General features: G+C 38.5%; 4 protein-coding genes. All 4 read right to left on the reverse strand.

The window, feature by feature from the left end:
- Positions 1 to 548, reverse strand: a 548-nt coding sequence (locus tag IQ242_RS18910; protein WP_193961028.1) for a M48 family metallopeptidase, incomplete at its 3' end; no start/stop codon positions are given.
- 231 nt (positions 549 to 779) lie between these two features.
- On the reverse strand, positions 780 to 2,915 hold the full coding sequence (locus IQ242_RS18915; protein WP_193961029.1) for a glycosyltransferase: 2,136 nt from the start codon (positions 2,913 to 2,915) through the stop codon (positions 780 to 782).
- On the reverse strand, positions 2,909 to 3,154 hold the full coding sequence (locus tag IQ242_RS18920; protein ID WP_193961030.1) for a hypothetical protein: 246 nt from the start codon (positions 3,152 to 3,154) through the stop codon (positions 2,909 to 2,911). The genes IQ242_RS18915 and IQ242_RS18920 overlap by 7 nt, the downstream gene beginning before the upstream one ends.
- Before the next feature lie 55 nt (positions 3,155 to 3,209).
- The coding region (locus IQ242_RS18925; RefSeq protein WP_193961031.1) for an ATP-binding cassette domain-containing protein at positions 3,210 to 3,913 on the reverse strand (704 nt) is incomplete at its 5' end.

Here is a 3,913-nt window from a genome sequence, read left to right on the forward strand (position 1 = left end):
CGGTCTGCTGATAATTCGGCTTTTCTGCGCCATTCATAAAAGGCATAAACTAGACCGGTAGTAATGGCTTTTCCTAGTCCTAAGGTGATGCCCCCAAGGAAATTAGCCGCCCCCATCACCCAAAAAGACATTTGAATTAAAATACTATGATCGCATTTTAAATGACCTAATTCGTGGGCAAGAATTACCCGAGTTTCTTCTTCATCTAAGAGGTCTAAAAGGGCAGTATTAAAGACAATGTAAGGATGTTCTGAACCCAAAGAATAGGCATTAGCTGAAGGGTTTTGACTGACATAAAGATTCGGTTCTGGGGACATATCTAAATCCCGCAGACATTGGCGATATATACCGTATAAAGTGGCGTATTGACGCGGACCGACTTTTAGATCATTGCCCATTAAGAAAATTTGCTGGGGACGTTCATAGAGATATTCGGAAAAACTTTTCGCTAATAAGTCAAACCCCGGAACTGATCTTAAGGCCTGTTCAGCTTGCTGATCTAGGGGATGTTTAAAAGCTTGACTGGAGATATCAGGATAAGTTGGCATATTTTTTCAAGGAGAAAGGAGTCGTTAATCAGAAACAAACGGGTATTAATTGCCAAGTTTTTGAGTTTTTCTTGCCAAATTTTTCGAGAGAAATGAGGGGGTTATAGTCGGGAAATACTTCTAGAAAAATCCGACTTTCTCAATAGGTTTTTAATTCTGCAAAATTGCGGATTCTAGAGTTTATTTCGGTGACATAGAATAGACCTGTGGAAGAAATGAGCTTTTTTATTGTTAACTATCCTTAGCAATAATTCCTAGATTTGATAACAAAGCTTGTAGGTTAGTTTGCACGGTAGCTGGTTGGTATCTCTTAATAGTTTCTAGGGAATTATCAGCGAGTTTTTGCCACAACTCCATATTATCATAGAGTTCGATCACTGCTTGGGCAAATTCCTCGGCAGTATCGGCAATTAAAACATCTTGGTGGTCAATTAATCCCATACCTTCGGCACCAATTTTTGTGGTAATAGTGGGTAATCCTAGGGAAAGACTTTGACCTATTTTACCCTTCATTCCCGCACCAAATCGCAGGGGAGCAACAAAAATCCGACTCTTTTGAAAATAGGGTTCTACTTCGGGAACATAACCGGTGACAATTACTTGATCATTGGCTAATTCTTTCACTTCATCCTTGAGGTTACTTCCCAATAAATTAACGGTAATGTCAGGACGGAATGCCCAAACTAAGGGCATAATTTCTAAACATAACCACTTAACTGCATCAATATTAGGAGGGTGATTGTAGCTACCAATAAATACTAACCCCGATCGCTGGTCAAAGGCAACTTTTTCTGACAGGGAAATTTCTTCATGGATATTGGGGATTACCCAAACATTTTTCACTCCTAAAGAGGATAAAACCTGCTTTTCGTCTTCGGTTACTACCACGGTTGCTTCCGCTTGATTAGCATAGTTTAACTCTAATTTCTGATAGGTTTCCCAACTCCAGCTAGTATTTTGATAACTGGGATCGAGATAGTCTTTTTGCCGTTTTAAACGTAGAAAATGCAGATCAATTGTATCATAAATGATTGGTGCTTTTGTTTTTAAGCGAATTAAGTCCATATACTTATCGCACAATTCGGGACGACACAACCAAACTCCATCTATCAGAGGTAAATATTTGATTAATTTTTCTTCTAGATTATATCTTTGCGCTGTGCCATAAATAACTTCAATTCCTAGCTGTTGCAGCACAGAAGTGTAGGGTTGTTCAGGATAGCCATTATCGGGAAAGAAGATCACTGAATAGCCTAAATTGAGCAGTAGCTTAAGAATATTTAATAAACGCACACAGCCAGATTCTCGATCGTATAGTGGAACGTAGGAATCAATGACTAAAATTGTCGGTTTTCCTTGTAAACGTCGGGCAGCTTTGGGTACATTATTAGGATCGTTATCTAGGTGTTTAGTTAATACCTTTGACCATTTTTCTCGAAACTTAGTTTGATTAATCACTTGATATTGTTTGATCCCACTGGAAAGGTCTGTTCCCGAGGTGATTCCTTCGTAGTGAATGACGTTAGATTGGGGTTGATAGAGGACTTGATAACCCAATTCTCGGAGGGCAAAACATAAGTCTGTATCTTCGTAATATGCGGGGATAAAGTCTTGAGAAAAACCACCTAATTGCTTAAATAAATCCGTGGGAACTAATAAACTGGCCCCCGAACAATAGTCCACGGGACGCACATAATTATATTCTGGTTCATCGGGACTATCTAAGCGTCCATAATTCCAACCATCGGCAGAATTCCAGATAATTCCCCCCGCTTCTTGTTGTTTACTATTAGCATAAATTAACTTAGAACCCACCGCACCAACTCGGGGATTATTGATGATTAATTTCACTAAACTTTCTAGACAATTTTCCAGAATACGAGTGTCGTTATTGAGAAAATATAGGTATTGACCTTTTGCTTGACTAGCCCCATAATTACAGGAACGAATAAAACCAGAGTTTTCTGCATTAGTTAATACTTTAATTCCTTTAACTAAAGTTGCTAATTGTTCTAATGTTTCATCAGTGGAAGCATCATTAACGATAATTACTTCATAAGCTAAATCAGAACTTAGGTTAACACTTAAGGATTCCAAACAGTTAAAGGTGTAGGCAAATTGGTTATAAACAGGAATAATAATCGAGACTAAAGGATCATCACTACTGGCAATTTCTAGGGGTCGCGGTTCAGCTAATTTAGCACTTTCGATCACCTGTTCTTCAAATTCAGAGGAACTCTTTCCCGTGAGAATTTTGATAATTTTTCGTTTCGTCTTTTTGAGTGCTGGTTTCCATCCTTCCTCTTGGAGACTAAAGACAAATTTTTTGAGCAGTTTTTTAACTTTAAAAATAATCATTATTACCATAAATACTCCTCTAGAGAAAACCAATCTTGTGCTAAATTTAAATCTCTTTCTGCTCTAATAATAGCTCCTTCCTTTAATTGTTGCTTGAGGTAGTTTCTCTGTTGTTCCATAATATATAATTTAATCGCTTCATTAATTAAATTATTATATTCTTTTTCAGGATAATCACTACTTGTCAACCATCGATCAAGAAGTTGCATGGTGTCTTCAGGGAGAGTTATCTGAAGTTGTCTGGCCATTTTGTCTTTCCCAACCATATCTAGACAATAACAATTATAAACCCCTAGGGCGATTTTAGTTGCTGTCGGGATAAATTCTTGGGGCTGCGGCGATTAATTTTTGCGTGTAGGGGTGTTGGGGATGGCTAAAAATCTGTTCAGTGTCACCCATTTCAACAATTTTACCCGCAGTCATCACCGCAATTCGATCACAGAGGAATCTCGCTAACCAAAGATCATGAGTTATAAATAAATAAGTTAGATTAAATAACTTTTGTAACTCTAACATTAACTCTAAAACCTGTGTCTGGACACTAGCATCGAGCATACTAACCGGTTCATCACAAATAACTAATTCCGGACGAGTAATTAAAGCGCGAGCAATGGCTACCCTTTGCTGTTGTCCCCCCGATAACTCCCTAGGATAGCGTCGATAAAATTCCTCTGTTGGTGTTAAACCGACTCGATCTAACATTTCTAAAACCTGTTTTTTAGCCGTTTCTAGACTAATTTTTTGATGGATCAAAAGCGGATCAGCGATACTTTCTCCCACAGTCATTAAAGGATTGAGACAAGCGAGCGGATCCTGAAAAATCATCTGCATTAAGCGTCGTTTGGGACGCATTTTTTCCCCCGACAAAGGGGTTAAGTCTTCTCCTAAAAATTCCACTTTTCCCCCGGTGGGTTTAATTAACTGTAATAGGGTTCGCGATAGGGTACTTTTCCCACACCCCGATTCCCCAACTAAACCGAATATTTCCCCTCGATACAGTTCAAAAT

The sequence above is a fragment of the Microcystis sp. LEGE 08355 genome, assembly GCF_015207185.1.
In the GTDB taxonomy this organism is placed as follows: Bacteria; Cyanobacteriota; Cyanobacteriia; order Cyanobacteriales; family Microcystaceae; genus Microcystis; species Microcystis panniformis.

Bases quoted from the DNA above. Each gene is read 5' to 3' on its own strand.
- IQ242_RS18915 (WP_193961029.1), bottom strand. From the start codon at position 2,915: ATGGTAATAATGATTATTTTTAAAGTTAAAAAACTGCTCAAAAAATTT.
- IQ242_RS18920 (WP_193961030.1), bottom strand. From the start codon at position 3,154: ATGGCCAGACAACTTCAGATAACTCTCCCTGAAGACACCATGCAACTT.